We start from the raw sequence: 19671 nt of genomic DNA on the forward strand, positions 1-19671 counted from the left end.
AACAAACCATTCTTACTTGTATAGTCGGAATTAGGTTGAACAAAGAATATCATTACAAGTCATCTTAGGGCAATAACTAAACTAATAGGACATCCTGATATGGTTATAGGATTTCTCTATAGTACAAGAAAAAGCCATCCCCAATATCGATTGGTGGATGACTTCTTCTTGTATGACTCTCACTGATTATACCATTTTGGCGGTGCATCACTTGGTGTATACACTACTCATCTATCTGCGACTCGCCCATTTAATTTTACGTGCAACTTCCACTCGCTGTAATTGTAAGAGACCGATCCGTTCCTCGAACTTCTTGCGTTCGTCCATGGAATGAGCGGCATGAATCTGGTGGCACAGACCTGTCAGTTTGCTGTTGATGTAATCAAACCGTGTCCATAATTCCTCTTCAGGTGTGCGTTGCTGCTCCGTCGCCGTCTGAAATATTTTGAGTTGGCGGATAAGGGATTGTTGCCATTCCTGATCCTGAATTTGGATGGCAAAATGCAAAAGATCCAGATAGTCATCGATTTGCAACGAAACGCCGCAATCAGATTTAGTGTTCATCGTCGTCTCTCCTTATTTCAGTACTTGGCTGGAATCCATTACTTCTATCTTACAGGAACAAGACCACTGAAAGCGAGTACTGAACGATTAAATTTTGGGAAAATTTTTATTTTTTTATGTTAAAACAGCTTTACATTTCCATTAAGACCAATTTGGCAGGATATTGATATTGGTACATATGAAATTGGTAATAAAAACCCGCGTTAAGGAAAAAAGTTCTTTCCTCAAAACGAGTTTTTCATCATTTTATATATAATATTAACACATATCAAATTAGTCATTTTTTCCATCTCGCTGCTGTCTGGTCATCAGTAACATGATAAACGAGATGATGATAATGGAAATAGTCCATGTCCAGGCCATGGTCTGATTGCCCGAATCCACAGCGACATAGATTGCCGTGGGTACCGTTTGTGTTTTGCCCGGAATATTCCCTGCAATCATCAGTGTGGCTCCGAATTCCCCGAGTGCGCGGGCAAAGCCCAGGATGAAGGCGGTCATCAATGCTCTGCCTGCGAGCGGCAGGGAGATGTAACGAAAAACCTGCCACTCATCCGCCCCAATCGAACGACCCGCATCCTCCAGATCCCGATCCACACCACTGAATCCCGATTTCATCGTCTGATACACAAGTGGAAAAGCAACCACCACCGAAGCAATCACCGCAGCCCACCAGGTGAAAATAACCGGAGTGGAGAATATGGCTTCAATCCATTGTCCAAACAGACTTTTACGCCCCAGTATGACAAGTAACAGAAATCCAACCACCGTTGGGGGAAGGACTAGCGGCAGCATAAATGCCGTTTCCAGCAGGATCTTTCCCCGAAATGAAGAACGTGACATCTTCCAGGCTATCGCAATTCCGAGCACAGTGGCCACCACGCTGGATAACAGCGCAACCTGAAGTGACAAGCGCACCGGTGACCAGAATACGGACCAATCTATGGCATTCACATTCATTCCGGAATTGTGAATCCGTATTTCGCAAAGATATCGAGCACTTCAGGGGTTTGTAAATACGCATAAAATTGTTCGGCCTCTGTACGGTGTTTGGTTCCTTCAATAATGCCTATTGGATAATTGGCGGGTGTGTAACTGTTCTTGTCCACCTCAAACGCAATTTTCACCTGATCCGAAGTAAGAGCATCCGTTTTATATACAAATCCTGCATCAGCGTTACCTGTCTCTACATATTGAAGAACCTGTCTAACGTCTTTCCCCTGCACAAGTTTGCTTTCCAGTTCATCCCACAGCTTGGCATTGGTCAGAGCTTCCTTGGCATAGGTTCCCGCAGGAACACTTTCCGGAATCCCAATGGCTACCGTCTTGATGGAGTCGCTGGTGAGATCCGTTTCACTGGTTACTGTGTGGGTCCCATCTGCTGGCAATATGGCCACCAGTGAATTCTGTAGCAAATTCTTCTGATCGCCCGATGCAATCAGGTTTTCATCCACTAGCGCATTCATATTTTTTGTTGCCGCCGATACAAAAACATCAGCCGGGGCACCCTGTTCAATCTGCTGTTGCAAGGCACCCGAGGCGCCAAAGTTAAAATTAAGTTCTATATAAGGATTAGCTAGCTCATAATTGGTTTCAATCTCTTTCATCGCATCGGTCAGACTGGCCGCCGCAGAGATTGTCAGATCTACCGTTTCCTGCGGATCAGTATTTCCTGCTGACGAACTTTCACCTGATGCCGCTGGCGTTGAGGTCGTTTGTTCTGCACCCGTGGATGTATCCGTAGTGCCCGTGCTTGCGCCACAACCAGCCATTACAAGAGCCAGTCCCAGTGACATACTTCCCAACACATATCCGATTCTCTTTCTCATTCATTTCTCCCCCAACATTATCTTTGGTTATAACTAGTTATAATTGATTATATCTAATTATACACAAGACAAAAAAAATGGGAAGGTGATTAAGATCACATTTGATTTTTGTTATCTGTCCTATGCGTTTATTGCGTGTTCTCAGGTTTATGGCATCCCTCAATTAATGATATAGTACAAGAAACATTCATAACAAAACCATAATTGCTCTATACCTTTGAAGGAGGATCTTCACTTATGACGGAGGAGCAATCCTACACTACCGAAGAAATATCCAAGCTGCTCAAAATATCGAAACTGACGGTCTATGACCTGATCAAAAAGGGAGATCTCGTCGCATACCGTGTGGGTAAACAAATGCGAATTGATGCAACCGATCTGGAGGCATATAAACGTCGCTCCAAACAACTTCAGTCCTCAGGTCAGCGTATCCCGACTCCTCATCAGACCTCGGCATCAGGAACTCATCCAGGTCAGGGTGATTTTCAGGGAACTTCCTTACAATTGACTACACCTGTAGGGTCTGCGCATGCGATTACTCCAGCGAGTTCTGCTCATGCAATGACTGCTGTACCACGGCATCTGGTCATAACAGGTCAGGATGTCAGTCTGGATATCCTAATGCGCCATATGGAAAAACAAACTCGGGACATTCGTCCGCTACGCTCGTTCATGGGTAGTCTGGATGGGCTTATCTCGATGTATCGCGGTGAGTCCGATCTGGTCAGCACCCATCTGCTCGACGGAGATACCGGTGAGTATAATCTGCCGTATATTCGCAAAATTCTGACGGGACGATCTTATGTTGTGGTGAACCTGCTATCACGACCTGCCGGACTGTATGTACAGCGTGGTAATCCGCAGAACTTGCAGAATTGGACCGATCTGAGCAAGCCTGAACTGAGACTAGCTAATCGGGAGATAGGTTCTGGTGCGCGAGTATTGCTGGATGAGCAACTTCGGCTGCATGGAATTCCTGCTGCAGGTCTGATCGGATATGAAACCGAGGAAACCAGTCACATGGGCGTGGCTGCCAAAGTCAGTTCAGGTGAAGCTGATGTCGGAGTTGGCATTGAGAAAGCTGCGCGACTTGTGGGAAAGGTTGATTTTGTCCCGCTCACTCAGGAACGTTATGACCTGGTCATGCTGAGGAAGCAAGGTAATGAAGCCTGGACAGAATCTGTCCTGCAAATTCTCCAATCGCCGGAGTTCAGGCAGGAACTGCAATCATTCGAGGGATATGATGTATCCCGGACAGGTGAAATTTTGTACGAAGCATAGTTATACGAAATAAGTTCATGCTAAACATATGTTACATATCACATATGCATGTACAAAACGCCTTGCAATGGCTGCAAGGCGTTTTTGGTGTTTCTTTCTATATATAACGCATATATGGATGAATGGATTGCTTAATGTGGCAAATCGATCTCAAAAATGAACACACCATACGCGGACATGTTGATTTCATTCTGCATTGTTGTGCCCGATAGTAACTCTTTTGCTTGCTTCTTAAGCTTAATGGGTACTTGTTGATCCGAGTAGTTGAGTAAAAATAAATAAGCTTTATCCTTCCCGGAACGGATACCAAGCTCAACTTCGGACGGTACCTCTACCAGGTCATCCACAGGTGAAGATAGCCCTATTTCATCCAGGAGAGCATCTACGACCGGTTCATTGTAAGCCGCTCCATAATACCATACTTGTCCCTGACCTACTGCACGTTTGCTCAATGCAGGACTACCTGCATAATATTCGGATGCATACTCGGCTACGACCTGTACGTCAGGATGCTCCACATGAAGAACTTCGTTAAATCCGGCCGTTGACGTTCCCTCCTGAAGTCGCTCACTCGCCCCTTTCCATTGCAGCTCAGCTGCGGAAATGGTTCCTTTGATTAAGGTAAAGTCCTCTACGGTTACACCACACAACTCAGCGACAGCCCCAGGGAACGGTCTCATATAACAATGCCCCTTGAGATCCTTATATCCGGTGCGAGCACCGAAAAACAGAGTGCCTCCTTGACTGACATAGGCTTGGAGAAGTTCTGCTGTCTCGTCTGTCATGATGGCCGGGTGAGCATAGATGATCACCTTATATTCGGATAACTCTTCCAGTGTTGTCGTTGGTTGCAGTGTAACCATGTCCGTCGGAATATGACGATACTGGAGCTGCTTATACCAGGAGCGTACACTCTGTTGCTGAAGCGGACCGTGCCACTCGTCCAACTCCCCGTCCCAGATATTATCGTAATCCTGCAGGATGGCAACATCGGCTTGATATGTAGTGCCCGCAATAACACGCCCGATCTTGGCAAACTCTTCCCCTACTTGTGCAACCTCGCGTACCCTTCTGTTGGGCTGATTATGGTAATCATTGATGCCATGCCAGTACATCTCGGTGCCAAATGTTGCCGTCCGCCAGCGGAAGTAGACGAGCAGATCTGTTCCATGAAGAACAGATTGATACGACCATAATCGGATCTGTCCCGGTCTTGGCGTACCCATGCCTATACTGTCGACCCAGCCTCCTGGCCCAGACTGTTGTTCCATGACGCAGAAGTTCGGTGACATATTGCGCACGTTCGACAGTTTCATGCTCCAGGCCCGATCTTGTAATGAGTTATCGTCTGTCCCTGGGAAGATCGTGGCAAACTGCGGATACGAATCATAGGAGAAGAAATCCAACAGGTCTTCTGTCATTTCATGATTATCCAAGTGTCCAAACGTACCGTTCGTTGTGATCCAATGTTTCGGATCCAGTTCCCGAATGATCTCCACCTGAAGTTTGGCAAATGAAATGGTATTTGCTGAGATGAATCTCTTTTCATCTAATGCCAGGTGAGGATTTGGCGATTGGCTGACCATATTTCGGGTAAGGTGAACTTGCTCCCAGTCGGTATAGGTCTGACTCCAGAAAACGGTTCCCCAAGCCTGGTTCAGGTTCTCCAACGATTCATAACGATTCTTAAGCCATTCACGGAAGGCGACATGGTCAGCCTCAGCATAGAAAACATCCATATGACAATTGAATTCGTTATCGATCTGCCATCCAATGAGAGCAGGATGATCTTTATAGGCAATCACCATATTACGCACGATTTTCTCACATTGCTGTCTGTAGATTGGGCTGCTGTAGTTGGTATGGCGTCGCATACCGTGTTGATACAATACCCCGTCCTTATTTGCGTTTAATACTTCAGGATATTTGGATGTTAACCATGCTGGTGGAGTTGCAGTAGGTGTTCCCAAAATAACGCTTAAACCGTATTGATGCGCCAGATCCAGTGCCTTCTGGAAAAAACTAAAATCGAACTGACCTTCTTCCGGTTCAAAGATGGACCATGCAAATTCAGCCATCCGAATAACTGTGATATTCATCTCTTTCATTCTACGGAAATCGTCCTCCCACAACGCTTCCGACCAGTGCTCAGGGTAATAACAGACCCCCATTTTTAATTCATCCAATTGGATTGATTTTGCCACCTTTAATTGCCCCCTTAACCTGCCATATTGCCTCCATTCTATTGGAACCTTCACATATAATAAATGACAAGATTATGCGACTTATAATAAAATATTGTCATTGTCCAATATTCAAATAACAGTGGGCTGAATCTATTTCAGTTCACTACATAAAAATATTGCGTTTAAATGGAGGATGCACGTGAAAGAACACATCTTTCTCCCCAAGCCGGTTTTCCCCAGACATGTATGTTTTCCCGATTTTATTGGAGGGTACAGTGATTTTCCGAAGCATCATGTGAATCGGGAATATCGAACGAAAGATATCAACTTAGATCAATGCTACAATTTGCACCTTGTCCTGGACGGTAAAGGATTCCTGGACACGGGAACGACTCGTTATGAGCTAACACGAGGTCAGGGATTCCTCTATGGCCCCGGTCTCAGACAAACCTACTACTCAGATTTGGATGATCCTTGGAGTATTCGTTGGATTCACTTCTACGGTATTCGTCTCGAAGAGCTGTTAAATGGAAAAGGTGTTGACGAGCCCTGGCTGTTTCAATGTTCCAACTTTCCAGTGGTTACCGCGCTCATGGATCGAATACTGGAGCTCGGAAGAGGCTATCAGGTGGAGGACGAGCACAGTGTGGCAGCTGCTCTATATGAACTTCTGACCCGATTGCAATCCGCAGCGAGCCAAATCAATGTTTCGTTAAATCACACTTCCGAGCGAATTCGTGAAGCAGGGAATTATATTCGTTCCCATAGTAACGAGCACATTACACTAGACCACGCTGCCGGGATTGCCGGATACAGTACAACATACTTTAGCCGAAAGTTCAGTCAGACGTTTGGAATCTCTTTCCCGGAATTCCTCTTGGAATCCAGGCTACTACATGCGAAACAACTGCTCGCGACAACCAACCTTTCCATTAAACAAATTACACTAGAAACGGGGTTCTCTCAGTCAAGCTACTTCATCCGATGTTTTAAAACCCAGGAAAACGTAACACCCATGCAATTTCGAATAATGCACAATCATTCGTTATAGTCAGATGTTCCTTGAACAAGCTGACGCAAAAGAAGACTCTGCATACAACATGCAGAGTCTTCTTCGGTCATTTTTCACAAATGCTCATTTGTATCTTCGTCCTCGTCAGCTTTATATTCCAATATATCTCCAGGCTGACAATCCAGTGCTTTACAGATGGCATCCAGAGTGGATAAACGGATCGCTTTTGCTTTTCCTGTTTTTAATATGGAAATATTGGCGATCGTGATCTCAACTCTCTCTGCAAGCTCGGTAACCGTCATTTTCCGCTTTGCCAACATCACATCAATATTGATTATAATGGCCATATATTCACCTCAGACCACTAGGTCATTTTCTGATTTGATATCAATCGCTTCCTGTAACAATCTTTGGAGCACAGCGGAAAACACTGCGATGACCAATGAAGCAAAAATAGGAACCATCCCCATAAGAATGAGGCCTGGGGCATCATCTTTCTCTGCTACAACATACACAAATGGCAACATCACAAAATAGAGACTACTGATTACAATAGCACAATATTTTATTGTTTTTAAGGATTTCACTGACATTAGAGAGAACGCTTCATTTTTGTCGATGTAGCTCAGCAGACGGAATGCTTGGTACAGTGCAACAATAAACGGAATAACTGACACATACATAATAATCACTATGGGGTATAGTGCACCTGCATAATTCGGATTCACCGGATTGTTTGCTAACCAGGGTATACCGAATATACATAAGGCAAGAACGGGAACACCAATAAGCAACACAGCTAATTTTAAAAATATGGTTGTACCTCGCTTCACAAAAAGCACCTCACTTGTTTTAAGTGATATGAATTTATCATAATATTTATCGTTTTACAATAAATTTTTATTGTTAAACAGATTTTATTTATTCTTTTGCCCATTAAGAAAGGAAGATCAAAAGATCGCATCTCTCTTTGCTTCAGTGATTCTTGGACACAAAAAAAGCCCAAAGATAGCCACTGAATGTGGTTATCTTTGAACTCGCTCATGTACGCCAGAACAGTCCAGCTTCATCCCGTTCCACCTGCTCGAGCACATTCTCAAAATCGGAACAAGGTGTAATATCATCTACCGGATTCCAGCTGCTCTGTTCATCTCTGGCATACACTTTCCACTGATTTTCTTCCCAGTAAAATCGGGCAATATGCATCTTATCCCATTGATACCGTTCCTCGGCGGGTCTTTCTTCGGTCAGGATCAATTCATTGTCATTCATCTCATATGTCAACTTCACCATCGTACGCAGTGGCGCAGGTACCTTCTCGTGAATATATCCGTTCATTACGGACTCAATTCTCCGTAACGTAAACAAGTCCAGCATGAAGATGCACATCCTTTCAGCAAAATACGCAACCCTTGATCATTTTACCAGCTGGATTTAGTTACACCAGGAATCTGACCTTGATGAGCCAATTCACGGAACTTAATTCGAGATACCTTGAATTTGCGTAGATAACCCCGCGGGCGACCCGTCACTTCACAACGGTTCTTCAAACGAGTCGGAGATGCATTCCGCGGCAATTTCTGCAATGCCTCGTAATCCCCTTTTTCCTTCAGTTCCCGGCGCAGGTCCGCATATTTTGCCACGATCGCCTGACGTTGCTGCTCACGTACCACTTTTGATTTTTTAGCCATGAATTACAGCTCCTTTATCCATCGAATTTATGTTTATGACAGAACAACCTTCCGATCGCTGTTATCCCCAGATTTTTTTGATTCCTATTATAAAGGGTAAATCCGGGGATAGCGTATGCTTCCGATGTAGCTTTCTTGCAGAAAGCTTGTAGGCGAAGTGTATGCTTTCGAAGTAGCTTTCCTGCAGAAAGCTTGTAGCTCCGCTTCTTCAGGTCCTTTCTGTCCTCTCCGTTTTGTGTAAATGTTTATTTCAATTTATATAGATGTTCTTATATAGCGTTACTCCAAATACAGCACACGCATCTTCCGACTTATACGGCTTCCACAGGCCATGGCAGGGGATTGTCAAAATGACCCCAGTCGCCCAGCATTTCTTCGTCACTGAGTAGACACTGATCTAGCTCATCTTCAATACTGGCACGTTCCATGTCGATCCCAATCATGACAAGCTCTGTCTGCCGATCTCCCCACTGGGCATCCCATTTCTCCAGAACATCTGGCTCGTTACGCAAAATCTCTTGCTTGTCCGCTTCCGGCAACGCCGCAACCCAATGTCCCGCAGGACCAAATTGAATGGATGGTCCCGCCTGACTCAGGCTTGCCGCAACATCCCCTTCGGCCGCGAGCCATACCAAACCTTTGGCACGTACCACTTCTTCCGGCCAGTAACTCATGAATTCAGCCAGACGGGAAGGATGGAACGGCTTTCTGCGGCGATATACAAAGGAACCAATGCCATATTCCTCGGTTTCCGGTGTATGCGACTCCTTCTCCAGCTCCTGAATCCATCCAGCGGACATGCTCACCTTCTCAAAATCAAAGCGGTCTGTGTTCAGAATCTCAGACGGATTCACCTGTCCGTTCTCAGTCCGAATGATCTTGGCGTTAGGCTGTAACTTGCGGATGACCCCTTCGAGCTTGTTCAGCTCGGTGTCATCGACCAGATCACATTTGTTCAGCAGCAGCACATCACAGGTTTCAATCTGATCAATCAACAAGTCTACAACGTCACGGGTGTCCTCATCTCCGGTCGCCTGGTTACGATCCAGAAGACTCTGTCCTGATCCAAAATCATGCCAGAATCGATTGGCATCCACCACCGTTACCAGACAATCCAATCGGGCCAGACGAGTCAGATCAATACCCGACTCCTCATCGGCGTATGTAAAGGTCTGTGCAACGGGAACAGGTTCACTGATTCCGGTGGATTCGATCAAAATATAGTCATACTTGCCTTCGTTCACCAGCTTCTCAATCTCTTGCATCAGATCATCCCGCAAGGTGCAACAGATACAGCCGTTGGACAACTCCACCAACTTCTCTTCAGTTCGAGACAAGGTTGCCTCCCCCTTAACCAGCGCAGCATCAATATTGACCTCGCTCATGTCGTTAACGATCACGGCAACCTTTAGCCCTTGTCTGTTGTTCAACACATGATTCAAAACCGTCGTTTTCCCTGAACCGAGGTAACCACTCAGTACGGTTACCGGAACTTGCTTTTGTGTCATAGAAATCTACTCCTTATATGTGCAGTCTGTGTAATCCAGACTTTATTAGTAATTATTACGATTAACAACAATGACTATAATCCTGTTGGACGGTCGTTGTCAAACTATTTTTGATTCAACCTGCAAAAAAAGGTTGATGACCGCCCCTTACACTTTCGCATCCTGATGATACGTTTTGGCAAGAAGTGAGTCATAAACCTCCTCTGTAAATATTCGCACTACATGCGGGATAGGCTAGACAGCGGAACTATCAATATAAATTAGAAGTACGCCTGTACCGGGACATATTCAACAAAACTATATAGATTGAACTGAACATTTACACGAAACGGAGAGGACAGAAAAAACCTGAAGAAGCGGAGCTACAAGCTTTCTGCAAGAAAGCTACATCGGAAGCATACGCTATCCCCGGATTTAACCTTATAAAAAGGAATCAAAAAAATCTGGGGATAACAGCGATCGGAAGGTTGTTCTGTCATCGGAGTGATCCGTGTAAATGTTCTTTAGTTCAATTTATATAGTCACCACAGATCTGGCCTTATTGCCCGCTTCCATCCGTTGCCTGAACACCAACACCAGTACCATCGCTGCAATAGACAGCAACGTGCAGATCATAAACATGGTCGAATACGAACTCACCTGTACAATGAATCCCATCGCCAGTCCTCCCAGAGAGAATCCAAGGTCATACGAGGACATGAAAATCCCCATGAGTACATATCTGGAATCGGCAGGCAGCACAAAAGACAGATATGTGGTTAATGTCGGGTACAACAGTGCCAAGGCAAAACCGCTGAACACCGCGGAGAGATACACCAATGGCCCGATGATCTCCATCAGACTGAGCAACTGGGTTCCCAGTGCAGCACACAACATTAAGCCTGCCATCAGCCAGGTATTCCAGCTACCATCGGACGGAATTTTTTTACGTAAAATAAACCTGCACAGGATCACAACCAATCCCTGAATCGTCAGAAATACGCCTGCACTCGCCATTCCGGTGGATACCATATACAGGGGAAGGAAGGTCGCTGTTGCTCCAAAAACGCAGGACGCAAACAACATCACCACACTGCTAATCAGCAGTGGCGTGCTACGCCAGATGCCGCCGAATGAACGAAACATATCACCCAAGGTATACGATTTGTTCTGCACGGTGCTTCGCGGCAGATCCACATTATATCCAATCAGAAGTGGCAGCGCCGCCAGTCCGATCATCAGCAGCGTAAACGCTAGATCACTGGCATTTTCCCAGATTTGTATGGCGAGGATCGGAATGACCAGAGAAGGAACCATCGTAAACAGGGTGTACATGGACAGCCCTTGTGCCCGGTCTTTGTCCTCCAGCTTTTCCACAATGCCTGCCTGCATCGTCATGGAGAAAAAGGCCGTAGCCACCCCTTGCAGGGCTCGCAACCACAGATACGTCTCCACACCAAAAACAACAAACAGCAGCAACGTCCCGGCATGTAAAAGTAATAGCCATTGCATCACACGAAGCGGCCCATGCTTGCCCAGCAGCTGTGCTGCAAAAGGTCTCAAGAGCATACAGGTGAACATGTATGCCCCCATCATCAGACCAATCTCAGCCTGATTCAATCCGGCGGCCTCGCTTCGCAAAGGCAGAATAATCGTCAAAGCAGAATTCGCCGCAAAAAATAAAAAGGCCAGCATATAAAACCGGATAAAGGAAAAGGATACCGGATTTAATTTTCCATTGGATGTTGCCGTCATTGAAGACTTCAAACGTTCGTCACCACTTTCTCTTCTGGCAGTCAACTCACAGATGTACCTGTAACGGGTCTCCGCCGTTCATAGGCAAAAACGATCATTACCGCTCCTAGGATAGCACACATCATGTACATAAATGAATAGGAAGAGAAGTCAGCGACGGGTCCCATAATCACACCACCCAGAGAAATACCCAGATCCGCCATCGCGATAAATAAACCGATCAGAACGTTTCGATTCAGCTTAGGCAACACAAAAGATAAATAGGTCGTGAGTGTCGGATACAGGATCGCCTGACCGATTCCCATAAATACAGCGCCCACATAGAAAAAGACCACTCCGCCTGTCACGGCAAAACTGACACATTGCGCAGCTACGGCGAGCAGACACATGGTGCCCATCATGAAAGGAGAATGCCAACTGCCATCGGAAGGAATCCTTTTTCGAAGCATAATTCGAGCCAGCACCACCGTTCCTGCCTGAAGCATCAGATATACGCCGGCATTCCCGTTTGGTACTTGGCTCGCATACAGCGGAATAAACGTTGTAATCGCGCCAAATACAACCGAGGCAGCGAGCATTAACACACTACAGCGAAATAAATACGGATTCTTCACCAACTGCCCAAAGGATTCCCACATGCTCACATTCTGCTCCGATGGATTCTCAGCAGGTTTCTCCTTGTTTGGTTCCATTTTGGCGGTATATCCGAAGACGCCCGTACAGACGGCAATGCCGATCAGAACCACTGTAAAATAATCCATGCCTCCCGCCTGCCATATCCCCAATGCGAGCACAGGCCCCAAAATCCCTGGTATGTAACTGAACAGCGAATAATACGAAATGCCCTGTGACCGATCTTTCTCCGGAAGGGCATCAATAATGCCAATCTGCAAAGCCATAGAAAAGAACGCTGTCGATACCCCCTGCAAAATACGAGCAACCAAATAACCGCTGAGTCCCGTAAAGGTATATAAAATCAGCGCAAATCCATTGATAATCAGAATCAGACGTAATATTTTGATTGGTCCGTGCTTTTGAATAATCCGACCTGCCCATGGTCTGAAGAACATCGTTGTGAACATATAAGCGCCCATGATCAGTCCAATCGTTGTACCGCTCGCACCCAAGGACTCCCCTTGTAATGGGATGATCACGTTAAGAATGGCATTGGCACTGAAATATAGAAGAACCAATATGTACAAGCGTAGAAAAGGCCAAGACATCGCTCCACTCACAATGGGGCTCCTCCTAAAATGGTATTAAATGCTTCAATAATCGCTTCGCATAATCGGACTGTACGTCCTTAAGTTGCTTGGTCGGAACGATTTCTACAACCTGTCCCTCTCTGAAAATGATTACCCTGTCACAGATATAAGCTGCCGCCTGTATATCATGCGTGATAAAAACATAGCTCAGCTTGTAGATTTCTTTCAGCTCTTTCAACAATTGCAACACCTGAATCTGAACAGATACGTCCAGTGAGCTGATCGCTTCATCAAACACAATGCATTTAGGGGCGGTGGAGATGGCCCTGGCAATGCACACTCTCTGAGCCTCCCCGCCCGATAGTTCATGCGGATATTTGGATCTATAGGAAGGGTCCAGTCCAACTTGGCTCAGCAACAGATCCACCTTCTCTGAATTACCCTGATCCTTTCGCAGCTTTTGCTGTGCTTGCATCGGTTCCATAATGGCAGCTTCCACGGTAAGAAATGGATTGATGGAGGATGTATAATTTTGAAAAACGGCGCTGATGTTACCCATCCGTACACGTCGATCCTGTACGTCTTTACCATCGAGCGAGATCGTTCCACGATCCGGGCGTTCAATGCCCAGAATCAGACGGCCCAACGTAGATTTACCGCTTCCGCTTTCACCGATGATACCGAGACACTCGCCCTGCTGGCATTCAAAGGTAACCTGTTTCAAAACTTGTTGTTTGTGCTTGGAGAACAGTCCGCCTTGGTTATATGATTTTTCGATACCTTCCACCTTTAGCATCTATGAGTCCCCCTGCATCAACGCCTTAAAATGATTGCTTAGCTCCAGCCGGGTAGAGACCAGATACTGCGTATAGGCATGCTTCGGCTCTGTCAAAACAGAATGCATGCTGCCACGCTCAACGATCTTGCCGTCTTTCATAACCATCACGTCATCTGCAATCTTCTGGACGACGCCGAGATCATGGGAGATGAACATCATGGAACAGCCCATGCGTTCACGTAATTGAATCAATTGCTCCACCACTTCATATTGAGAGATCGTATCCAGTGCCGTTGTCGGCTCATCCGCAATAATCAGATCGGGCTCAAGCACCAACGCCAGTGCAATCATGATTCGTTGCAGCATCCCACCAGACAGTTGATATGGATATTGATTCAGAATCTCGCGTGGGTTTCTGAGCATGACGCTTTCCATGGCATGGATGATTTTCTGTTCAATCACGCGGGTGTTCCAGCCAAAATGCTGCTGAAGCGTCTCCCGGATATGCACACCAATGACACAGGAAGGATCAAATGCACTCATGCCATTCTGCAAAATCATACACAGATGCTTGCCCCGCTTACGCCGCATCTCCGGTTCCGAAAGCTGGTTCAGGTCTTCGCCCTGAAATAACATTGTGCCCGATTGGCGAATCCATGGCTTGTTCAGTCGCATGATAGCCCTGCACGTAACGGACTTCCCACTACCACTTTCCCCCACGATGGCCATACAGCTTCCCTGTTTGACTTCAAATGAACTGTCATGAATAATCACTTTGCCTGTATTGCTGTCCCATACTTTCAAATGTTTAACCTCGACTATATTCATAAGCGGCCTTTCTCACCTCACTTTCGTAAGACTTGTCAGACTTACCTTGAGAGGTCATCAATTTGGGGTCCAAAGCCACTTGAAGCGCATCCGATAAAAAATTAAAGGCAGACACCACCACCACAATGGCCATGCCTGGTGCCAACATCAATTCAGGTCTGGAGAACATGACTTCCCTCGCCTCATTGAGCATCATGCCCCACTCCGCATGCGGAGCCTGGATTCCAAGCCCCAGAAAGGAAAGGCCGGAGATCTGCAACATCATCGAACACATGGAACCGCTGGCAATGACAGCAATATCGGCAAATGTAACCGGAACAATATGTTTGGTTATAATTCTCAGATTAGGCGTGCCGGAGGCTTTAGCGAATTTTACATAATCCATATCAGAGAATTGCATCACAGATGTTCGAATAACGCGGGCAAACCAGGCCCATTTCATCCACACAAAGGCAATCAAAATATTCTCCAGTCCTGCACCCAGAATGCCAACCACCGCCAGTGTCATTACGTATCCGGGGAAAGAAAGCATAATGTCACAGACTCTCATGATCCACGCATCCACTTTCCCCTTGAAGTAACCTGCGATGAATCCAACAATGGCCCCGATCAGAACAGAAAGGCTCAGCGCAACCAGAACCCATAACACACTTGGACGGATGCCATAGATAAGCCGAGATAATACACATCTACCCAGATGATCATTGCCTAATAGATAATCCCAGGATGAGGAGGCATACCGAAGCTTCATGTTCACTTGTCCAGGATCATGCGGCGCAATAAGCGGAGCCAGTACGCCCGCCATAATCGTGACCATAATCACTACCAAAGAGGTCATCGCAAGCTTGTCTTTGCTCAGATTTTTCAGTATTCGCATCAGAATTCCTTTCTCAACCGGGGATTCATCGTCGCATTAATGATGTCGGATAACGTATTAAACAAGACAAAGGTTACAGCCAACATCAGAACATACGCCTGAATAATCGGAAAATCCCTGCTTAAAATGGATTTTACACTGAGCCTTCCGAGCCCCGGCCAGGCAAATACATTTTCAATGACCACCGTACTGCCTAGCACGATCGGGATCGCCATGCAAAAGATGGACACAGCCACCTGTAATGAATTTCTCAGAATATGCAGGGTTACTTTCTTTTCGCTCAGACCGCTTGCCCTTGCATATAATACATAGTCCTCATTCATATTGCTCAGCATGGAACTTCGAACCGTTCGGAAATAAATGCCTGTATAACTGACCGTGATCACAATCACCGGAAGAATGTAGCTTCGATATGAGTCCATACCACTGGTAGGTAGCAGATCCAGCTTGACGGAAAAATACCAGATCATCATGGCTGCAAGCCAGTAGGATGGCATGGCGGTAAGGAAAAATGATACGCCTCTGACCGATCGATCCAGCAACTTGCCTTCTCTCATGGCACAGATCACACCCAGCAGAATGGACAGCGCAATAATGAATACCGATGAGACAAGCGTTAACTTCAATGTGTTCATAAAAGCCGGCCCCATCAATGACCATACGGGTTCACCAGATACATAAGAATTGCCAAAGTCCAACTGCACAACAGCCATAATCCAGTTCACATACTGGATCATGAACGGCTGATCGAACCCCAATGCCTTGTTGGTCTGGGCAATTAATTCCTCTGTGATCTGCGGAACTTCCTGTGCCTGTAACACAACAACCGCCGGGTCCAAGGGAGATAGATTAATCAGAACAAACGTTATAAATGAAATGATAATCAGTAAAGGGATGGTTAACAGAATCCTTTTGACGATATAACTTCCCATATCCATCTCCGCTCTATTTAAAATTCATTTTTTCAAAAGGTAGTTCATATTGAGTCTGTTTGAATGAGATTCCATCGAGATTCTCGGGAGCGACAACGGTGACACGTCCGTTGGTAATCGGAATGAACAACGCTTCATCATGGACGATCTTCATAATGTCGGCATAGAGGGATTGGCGTGAAGCCTCATCCGTGGAAACCATGACCGCATCGATTTTCTTGTACAATTCATCTGCTTTGGCAATTCCGCTTGTCGTATGCTTGTATGCCGAATCGGACGTAAATGCCGCAATGGTACTTTGTGGATCATAGGCCAGTCCCCAGGTTTGATTAAAGAGCAAGTCATATTCCCCGGTGGCTCTCCGATTCGCAATGGACGTGGATTCTTCGCCCACAATCTCAAGCTGAACACCCAATTCTTTCATCGAATACTGGATCAATTCAGCCTGTATTTTCTGTGAAGACGAGTTGCTGTCATAGTATAATTTCATGGCTAAAGGCTGACCGTTCTTCGTTCTCACCTCTTTACCATCCGCCAATGTCCAGCCAGCTTGGTCCAAAAGATTTTTAGTCATTTCCGGATCATACTCCCGTTTCTTCAGGTCTACCTTGGCGTAATTGACATTGGCTGAAAATAGCGTGTCCGCTACAGTCTGCGTTCCGTTGAAAATATCCTTACTGATCGTTTCGCGATCAATGGCAACCCATAGCGCTTCTCGCACTGCCGTTTCCTGAACCGGACTATTCTCGCGACTGCTATTGGCTACGATCATATTCGTATTCATCGCTTCACTTCGAACCACTTGATAACCACCGGATTCAGCCAATTGATCCATGGCTTCGACATCGATACTATCTGCTCCCCGGTCATCGGTGAACACAAAGTTGATCTCTCCCTTTTGCAATGCCAGGAATGTTGTTTCACCTGCCGGAAGGACCTTGGACGTGATCTTCTTGATTGAAGGTGCACCACCCCAATAGTCTTCATTGGCTTCAAACGTGGCATTCTCTTCGACTTTATGAGCAGTAAGCTTGTAAGGTCCTGTACCGTGGAAACCACTTACTCCGTCTTTGGTTCCGCCATCCTTGAAATCCTTGGGTGATATGAAGACGTAAGGTCTTGTCATGGACAATTCCACCAGTGCCGGATAATAGGCTTCCGATAGCGTCAGCTCCACCGTGTGCTCATCTAAAACTTTTACACTTGTGATTTTGGTAGACAGCTTGATCCAGGCATGTTTTTCGGCATTCGCCTGTACTGCATCGATATTTTTTTTAACTGCCTCTGCGTTGAACGGCTCTCCATCATGGAATTTCACATCTTGTCGCAGATGAAAAGTATACCTCTTGCCATCCTCGGAAATATCCCATGATTCCGCCAGCAATGGCTTGATTCCGTCAGGTGTGTTTTCCACCAGAGACTCATATACCATCCCTTGTGCAGGCATGGAGCCTGTGTACAGATGGGGGTTCATATCATTAATATCTTTGGCTGAAGCATAGATGAGCTCCGTTTGCACCTGACTATTGGCGGACTCCGTTTGGGCGCCATCTTTCTCTTTTGGGCTCTGCTGTCCGCATCCGACGAGCAGCGCAATGGCAGATACCAGCAATAATAACCATTTAAAAGTACTACCTTTATTCACAACATTTCCTCCTGATGATGAAATTACAAGCAGACCTCGTAGGTTACATCGGGCAACTCCGATTGCAGTACCATCTTCCGATCACTGTTATCCCCAGATTTTTTTGATCTCTTTTCCAAAGAGAAAATCCGGGGATAGCATATGCTTCCGAAGTAGCTTTCTTTCAGAAAGCTTTTAGGCGACCGCTTCGCTTCTTCAGATTGGTTCTGCACTCTTCGTTATGATGTAAACATCAGGTTCAACTTGATTAATTTGAGATGTAATTAACCCAATTACTCAAAGTCAAAGGCCGGTGCAGATCATGCGGATATCCTCGTCAAAGGATTGGATGACAAAGGCATCGGACAAGCGTTGATTCGGGTGTGCGTCAGCTACTTCCTGAATTTTTGCCTCATATCTGGCGATAAATTGATCAATGGTTGGACAGCTCACATCGAGATGTCTGGCAATGCCCTGGATGATTTTAATGCGGTAGTAATCTTCCTTGGGCATACGGGGGATGTCCAGTTCCCCTTCGCGGTTCATGAACGTTTGACGGAATGGGACTGCTGAAAAGTCGAAATATTTCCCTTCCGAATCGGGTTCCGAGAATGGATCAATCAATAATGAAGTGTACCGTATGTATAATAAATACTCTTGATGAATGACCTGCAGCTGATTGAAATTCTCGATATCCTGGCGTGATATACTCTCTAATCGAACCGGATAGTTGTCATCCGTCATGAATTGAAGCAGGTTCACTCCCTGAATATCAAGTCGGTCCGTAATATTCATAATCTCCTGCCACTGTGCCCGCATTTCCCGTATCAAAACTTGTGTAATCGGACCTTCAGGATACATCTTGTATACGTATTTCTGAGTATCTGGAGCTCCAAAGATGGCTTCTAATGAGAAGTCATTCATGAACAAGGGTGGATGCACGTACAACGAGATATTTCTCGTTTCCGCCTCCAGTGGAGATCGCATCACTTCCAGCGCAATACCCAAACGTTCATAAACTTGGCGTAACATACTGACCTGTTCAGACGGGTAACGAGTGGAACCGATATAGACCTTTTTCTTCACCCCTGTAGTAATCACATGATTGGACGGATGTTCGTGCATCCAACGGGTATCTCCAAGGTAGGTAGAGAAACTGATCACTTCCGGCGTTGCATTCCGCTCTCTCATATAATGGGTCACGAGTCGATTCGACCCAAACGTTGGAGAAATCAAAATGATACATTTCAGTTGTTTGATGAATTCATTTTTCATTTTTTCCAATACATCGATATAAGCATCGGTGGTAACCGCCAAAATGAGTGTATCCCATTCCCCCTCGATGGTGTCATATCCCTTGAACACATGATCAACGAAACACTCACCTGCGAGCGATTGATGTTTCTCATTTTGAATGCTGACCTGAATACGTTGATTGCTCTGTTCGAGGGCTGAGAATACGGACGCTGAACGAACCGATTGTCTCCCCGCAATGCCTATTAAGCAGTTGAGATGATCTTTGAGCGTTACCGCAAGCTGAATGGATGCAGGCCCGGTTCCAAGTAACAGAATTCGCTGAAGATTGCTCATATAAGCCTCCTTAATTCAAAGTTCAATCTGTA

At 45.8% G+C, this 19671-nt stretch carries 19 protein-coding genes; 2 read left to right on the plus strand and 17 right to left on the minus strand.

Annotation, left to right across the window (positions count from 1 at the left end; all coding sequences use genetic code 11):
- Nucleotides 1–231: 231 nt before the first annotated feature.
- The 3 genes from BLS69_RS25110 to modA form a co-directional block, all read right to left on the minus strand.
- Nucleotides 232–564 carry a hypothetical protein gene (locus BLS69_RS25110; protein ID WP_017692504.1) on the minus strand — a complete coding sequence of 111 codons (333 nt, stop codon included), beginning with the start codon at nucleotides 562–564 and terminating at the stop codon, nucleotides 232–234.
- Nucleotides 565–837: 273 nt separating this feature from the next.
- Nucleotides 838–1524: a molybdate ABC transporter permease subunit gene (gene modB, locus BLS69_RS25115; protein WP_176873015.1), complete on the minus strand. Its 687-nt coding sequence runs from the start codon at nucleotides 1522–1524 to the stop codon at nucleotides 838–840.
- Nucleotides 1521–2393 carry a molybdate ABC transporter substrate-binding protein gene (modA, locus tag BLS69_RS25120; RefSeq protein ID WP_091037732.1) on the minus strand — a complete coding sequence of 291 codons (873 nt, stop codon included), beginning with the start codon at nucleotides 2391–2393 and terminating at the stop codon, nucleotides 1521–1523. The genes modB and modA overlap by 4 nt, the downstream gene beginning before the upstream one ends.
- Nucleotides 2394–2630: 237 nt before the next feature.
- Between modA and BLS69_RS25125 the strand changes: the two genes are divergently transcribed.
- Entirely contained in the window at nucleotides 2631–3674 is a 1044-nt protein-coding gene (locus BLS69_RS25125) for a substrate-binding domain-containing protein (protein WP_091037735.1), read from the plus strand.
- Between the two features lie 131 nt (nucleotides 3675–3805).
- Here the strand turns inward: BLS69_RS25125 and BLS69_RS25130 are convergent, their stop codons facing one another.
- Complete coding sequence (locus BLS69_RS25130; protein WP_091037738.1) at nucleotides 3806–5878, minus strand: beta-galactosidase; 2073 nt, start codon at nucleotides 5876–5878, stop codon at nucleotides 3806–3808.
- Nucleotides 5879–6053: 175 nt separating this feature from the next.
- On the opposite strand from BLS69_RS25130, the gene BLS69_RS25135 reads away from it, so the two are divergent.
- Nucleotides 6054–6911, plus strand: coding sequence for a helix-turn-helix transcriptional regulator (locus tag BLS69_RS25135; RefSeq protein ID WP_256332425.1), 858 nt, complete (start codon nucleotides 6054–6056; stop codon nucleotides 6909–6911).
- 74 nt (nucleotides 6912–6985) lie between these two features.
- On the opposite strand, the gene BLS69_RS25140 is transcribed toward BLS69_RS25135, so the two are convergent.
- The 13 genes from BLS69_RS25140 to BLS69_RS25205 form a co-directional block, all read right to left on the minus strand.
- Entirely contained in the window at nucleotides 6986–7219 is a 234-nt protein-coding gene (locus BLS69_RS25140; RefSeq protein WP_076211193.1) for a helix-turn-helix domain-containing protein, read from the minus strand.
- 9 nt (nucleotides 7220–7228) lie between these two features.
- Nucleotides 7229–7705 carry a DUF2975 domain-containing protein gene (locus BLS69_RS25145; protein WP_091037744.1) on the minus strand — a complete coding sequence of 159 codons (477 nt, stop codon included), beginning with the start codon at nucleotides 7703–7705 and terminating at the stop codon, nucleotides 7229–7231.
- A 208-nt stretch (nucleotides 7706–7913) separates the two neighbouring features.
- On the minus strand, nucleotides 7914–8249 hold the full coding sequence (locus tag BLS69_RS25155) for a DUF3024 domain-containing protein (RefSeq protein ID WP_165980400.1): 336 nt from the start codon (nucleotides 8247–8249) through the stop codon (nucleotides 7914–7916).
- Nucleotides 8250–8293: 44 nt separating this feature from the next.
- The gene (rpsN, locus tag BLS69_RS25160; RefSeq protein ID WP_091037752.1) at nucleotides 8294–8563 is read right to left on the minus strand and encodes a 30S ribosomal protein S14; all 270 of its coding nucleotides are present in this window, start codon (nucleotides 8561–8563) and stop codon (nucleotides 8294–8296) included.
- 311 nt (nucleotides 8564–8874) lie between these two features.
- Entirely contained in the window at nucleotides 8875–10071 is a 1197-nt protein-coding gene (locus BLS69_RS25165; protein ID WP_091037758.1) for a GTP-binding protein, read from the minus strand.
- 513 nt (nucleotides 10072–10584) lie between these two features.
- Nucleotides 10585–11817, minus strand: a complete 1233-nt coding sequence (locus BLS69_RS25170; protein ID WP_371129098.1) for a staphylopine family metallophore export MFS transporter CntE — start codon at nucleotides 11815–11817, stop codon at nucleotides 10585–10587.
- A gap of 29 nt (nucleotides 11818–11846) precedes the next feature.
- A complete protein-coding gene (locus tag BLS69_RS25175; protein WP_091037763.1) occupies nucleotides 11847–13040 on the minus strand; it encodes a staphylopine family metallophore export MFS transporter CntE in 1194 nt (397 codons plus the stop codon).
- A gap of 13 nt (nucleotides 13041–13053) precedes the next feature.
- The gene (locus tag BLS69_RS25180) at nucleotides 13054–13806 is read right to left on the minus strand and encodes an ABC transporter ATP-binding protein (RefSeq protein WP_091037766.1); all 753 of its coding nucleotides are present in this window, start codon (nucleotides 13804–13806) and stop codon (nucleotides 13054–13056) included.
- Nucleotides 13807–14616 carry a staphylopine uptake ABC transporter ATP-binding protein CntD gene (locus tag BLS69_RS25185; RefSeq protein ID WP_091037768.1) on the minus strand — a complete coding sequence of 270 codons (810 nt, stop codon included), beginning with the start codon at nucleotides 14614–14616 and terminating at the stop codon, nucleotides 13807–13809. It lies immediately after the preceding gene.
- Nucleotides 14597–15493, minus strand: coding sequence for a staphylopine uptake ABC transporter permease subunit CntC (opp1C, locus tag BLS69_RS25190; RefSeq protein ID WP_091037770.1), 897 nt, complete (start codon nucleotides 15491–15493; stop codon nucleotides 14597–14599). Before opp1C ends, BLS69_RS25185 begins: the two co-directional genes overlap by 20 nt.
- Nucleotides 15493–16425: a nickel/cobalt ABC transporter permease gene (gene opp1B / locus BLS69_RS25195; protein ID WP_091037772.1), complete on the minus strand. Its 933-nt coding sequence runs from the start codon at nucleotides 16423–16425 to the stop codon at nucleotides 15493–15495. The genes opp1C and opp1B overlap by 1 nt, the downstream gene beginning before the upstream one ends.
- A 13-nt stretch (nucleotides 16426–16438) precedes the next feature.
- Nucleotides 16439–18070, minus strand: coding sequence for a staphylopine-dependent metal ABC transporter substrate-binding lipoprotein (nikA, locus tag BLS69_RS25200; RefSeq protein WP_091037774.1), 1632 nt, complete (start codon nucleotides 18068–18070; stop codon nucleotides 16439–16441).
- 282 nt (nucleotides 18071–18352) lie between these two features.
- Nucleotides 18353–19639, minus strand: a complete 1287-nt coding sequence (locus BLS69_RS25205) for an opine metallophore biosynthesis dehydrogenase (RefSeq protein WP_091037776.1) — start codon at nucleotides 19637–19639, stop codon at nucleotides 18353–18355.
- Between the last annotated feature and the right edge of the window lie 32 nt (nucleotides 19640–19671).

The sequence above is a fragment of the Paenibacillus sp. CF095 genome (genome assembly GCF_900101225.1).
GTDB lineage: Bacteria > Bacillota > Bacilli > Paenibacillales > Paenibacillaceae > Paenibacillus.